The 3,559-nt window shown below is 53.8% G+C and carries 1 tRNA gene and 2 rRNA genes; all 3 read left to right on the top strand.

Features of this window, described 5'->3' with window-relative positions:
• The first annotated feature begins 295 nt into the window (after positions 1 to 295).
• The 3 genes from OCK01_RS26280 (at position 296) to OCK01_RS26290 (ending at position 3,559) form a co-directional block, all read left to right on the top strand.
• Positions 296 to 3,086, top strand: a 23S ribosomal RNA gene (locus OCK01_RS26280).
• Positions 3,087 to 3,207: 121 nt separating this feature from the next.
• Positions 3,208 to 3,322 (top strand): 5S ribosomal RNA (gene rrf / locus OCK01_RS26285).
• 160 nt (positions 3,323 to 3,482) lie between these two features.
• A tRNA-Met gene (locus OCK01_RS26290) sits at positions 3,483 to 3,559 on the top strand.

The following is a 3,559-nucleotide window of genomic DNA, read 5'->3' on the forward strand; positions in this document are numbered from 1 at the left end:
TTGTGAAGAGAAGACATGCGGGGACTGGCCTTACGGCCTTTGCCTGTCAAGTGTCGCCGGGATGTTCGGGCTTTGGCCTGATTGTCCAGCGATATGGTGGATGTTGCTGACCGCACATCCGTCCGCATGTCTCGAGAAGCTGGTCTCGTATGGATCGAAAAGATCCGTACGTAAATCGAATGTTTGATGAGATCGATGTTTTGATCTGCCGGTTGGAGCGCAAGCTTTGACTGATGGAGCAAGACCATCGATCTGAACCGCTTTCGCGGTTCAGATGATCATCGACAATGAGAACGATCAAGTGAAATAAGGGCAATTGGTGGATGCCTAGGCATGCACAGGCGAAGAAGGACGTGATACGCTGCGATAAGCCGTGGGGAGCTGCGAATAGGCTTTGATCCATGGATCTCCGAATGGGGGAACCCACCTCTGATGCTTGGCAATCTGGCCCGTCTTCGGACGGTCTTGGTTCCAAGCATTGAATAGAGGTATCTGCACCTGAAAAGATAGGGTGTAAGAAGCGAACGCAGGGAACTGAAACATCTAAGTACCTGCAGGAAAGGACATCAACCGAGACTCCGTCAGTAGCGGCGAGCGAACGCGGACCAGGCCAGTGGCATCGAGGAATAAAGTCGAACAGGATGGAAAGCCTGGCAAGAATGGGTGATAGCCCCGTAGACGTAGAACACTCGATGTCCTTGAGTAGGGCGGGGCACGTGAAACCCTGTCTGAACATGGGGAGACCACTCTCCAAGCCTAAGTACTCGTGCATGACCGATAGCGAACCAGTACCGTGAGGGAAAGGTGAAAAGCACCCCGACGAGGGGAGTGAAATAGAACCTGAAACCGGTTGCCTACAAACAGTGGAAGGCCGCAAGGCTGACTGCGTACCTTTTGTATAATGGGTCAACGACTTAGTGTAACTAGCAAGCTTAAGCCGGTAGGTGTAGGCGCAGCGAAAGCGAGTCTGAACAGGGCGTTCAGTTAGTTGCATTAGACCCGAAACCAGGTGATCTAGCCATGAGCAGGCTGAAGGTTGGGTAACACCAACTGGAGGGCCGAACCCGCATCTGTTGCAATAGATTGGGATGACTTGTGGCTAGGGGTGAAAGGCCAATCAAACCTGGAGATAGCTGGTTCTCCGCGAAATCTATTTAGGTAGAGCGTCGATCGAATACCCCGGGGGGTAGAGCACTGGATGGGCTATGGGGACTCACCGTCTTACTGATCCTAACCAAACTCCGAATACCCGGGAGTACTAATCGGCAGACACACGGCGGGTGCTAACGTCCGTCGTGAAAAGGGCAACAACCCTAACCTCCAGCTAAGGTCCCCAAGTCATGGCTAAGTGGGAAAGGATGTGAGGATCCCAAAACAACCAGGATGTTGGCTTAGAAGCAGCCATCATTTAAAGAAAGCGTAACAGCTCACTGGTCTAGTCAAGGGTCTTTGCGCCGAAAATGTAACGGGGCTCAAGCCATGCACCGAAGCTGAGGATGTGCGCAAGCACGTGGTAGCGGAGCGTTCCGTAAGCCTGTGAAGGGAGACCCGTGAGGGCTCCTGGAGGTATCGGAAGTGCGAATGTTGACATGAGTAACGATAAAGGGAGTGAGAGACTCCCTCGCCGAAAGACCAAGGGTTCCTGCTTAAAGTTAATCTGAGCAGGGTTAGCCGGCCCCTAAGACGAGGCGGAAACGCGTAGTCGATGGGAACCACGTTAATAATCGTGGGCCTGGCGGTAGTGACGGATCGCGTAACTTGTACAGTCTTACTGGATTGATTGTGCAGGGAAGCGGTTCCAGGAAATAGCTCCGCCATTATAGACCGTACCCGAAACCGACACAGGTGGTCAGGTAGAGCATACCAAGGCGCTTGAGAGAACTGCGTTGAAGGAACTCGGCAAATTGCACGCGTAACTTCGGAAGAAGCGTGACCCCTTTATACGCAAGTATTGAGGGGTGGCACAGACCAGGGGGTAGCGACTGTTTATCAAAAACACAGGGCTCTGCGAAGTCGCAAGACGACGTATAGGGTCTGACGCCTGCCCGGTGCTGGAAGGTTAAGAGGAGAGGTGCAAGCTTTGAATCGAAGCCCCAGTAAACGGCGGCCGTAACTATAACGGTCCTAAGGTAGCGAAATTCCTTGTCGGGTAAGTTCCGACCTGCACGAATGGCGTAACGACTTCCCCGCTGTCTCCAACGCAGACTCAGTGAAATTGAATTCCCCGTGAAGATGCGGGGTTCCTGCGGTCAGACGGAAAGACCCCGTGCACCTTTACTATAGCTTTACACTGGCATTCGCCAAGGCATGTGTAGGATAGGTGGTAGGCTTTGAAGCAGGGACGCCAGTCTTTGTGGAGCCATCCTTGAAATACCACCCTTATCTTCGTGGATGTCTAACCGCGATCCGTCATCCGGGTCCGGGACAGTGTATGGTGGGTAGTTTGACTGGGGCGGTCGCCTCCGAAAGAGTAACGGAGGCGCGCGATGGTGGGCTCAGACCGGTCGGAAATCGGTCGTCGAGTGCAATGGCATAAGCCCGCCTGACTGCGAGACTGACAAGTCGAGCAGAGACGAAAGTCGGTCATAGTGATCCGGTGGTCCCGCGTGGAAGGGCCATCGCTCAACGGATAAAAGGTACGCCGGGGATAACAGGCTGATGACCCCCAAGAGTCCATATCGACGGGGTTGTTTGGCACCTCGATGTCGACTCATCGCATCCTGGGGCTGGAGCAGGTCCCAAGGGTATGGCTGTTCGCCATTTAAAGCGGTACGTGAGTTGGGTTCAGAACGTCGTGAGACAGTTCGGTCCCTATCTGCCGTGGGTGTAGGAATATTGACAGGATCTGTCCCTAGTACGAGAGGACCGGGATGGACGTATCTCTGGTGGATCTGTTGTCGCGCCAGCGGCATAGCAGAGTAGCTATATACGGAAGGGATAACCGCTGAAGGCATCTAAGCGGGAAACCCACCTGAAAACGAGTGTTCCCTGAGAGCCGTGGAAGACGACCACGTCGATAGGACGGGTGTGGAAGCAAGGCAACTTGTGAAGCTTACCGTTACTAATAGCTCGATAGACTTGATCGTTCCCATTGCCAATGATCATGAAAACAAACCATTCGACCAACAGACAGGCCCAATAAGCCCCTAACGCCTATTGCCGACTGCCTATTGGCCGTGACCAGCTTCTCTGTTTGCCTTTCGCCGACCTGGTGGTCATGGCGGGGCGGCCGCACCCGTTCCCATTCCGAACACGGCCGTGAAACGCCCCTGCGCCAATGGTACTTTGTCTCAAGACACGGGAGAGTAGGTCGCCGCCAGGTCTGCAAAATGCAAACATCTCATAACTCTTCACAACACGCAGGCGCTTCCGGTATTTTGGCATAGCCAAAAACCTGTCGCGGTTTAGCCTTCCGGATTAAGCGATATTTTGCCTATGGCAAAAATCGGTCGGTATTTTGCCTCCCGGCAAAAACCTGATAACGCGGGGTGGAGCAGCCCGGTAGCTCGTCAGGCTCATAACCTGAAGGCCGCAGGTTCAAATCCTGCCCCCGCAACCA

This window comes from Rhizobium sp. TRM95796 (assembly GCF_025779995.1).
In the GTDB taxonomy this organism is placed as follows: domain Bacteria; phylum Pseudomonadota; class Alphaproteobacteria; order Rhizobiales; family Rhizobiaceae; genus Rhizobium_E.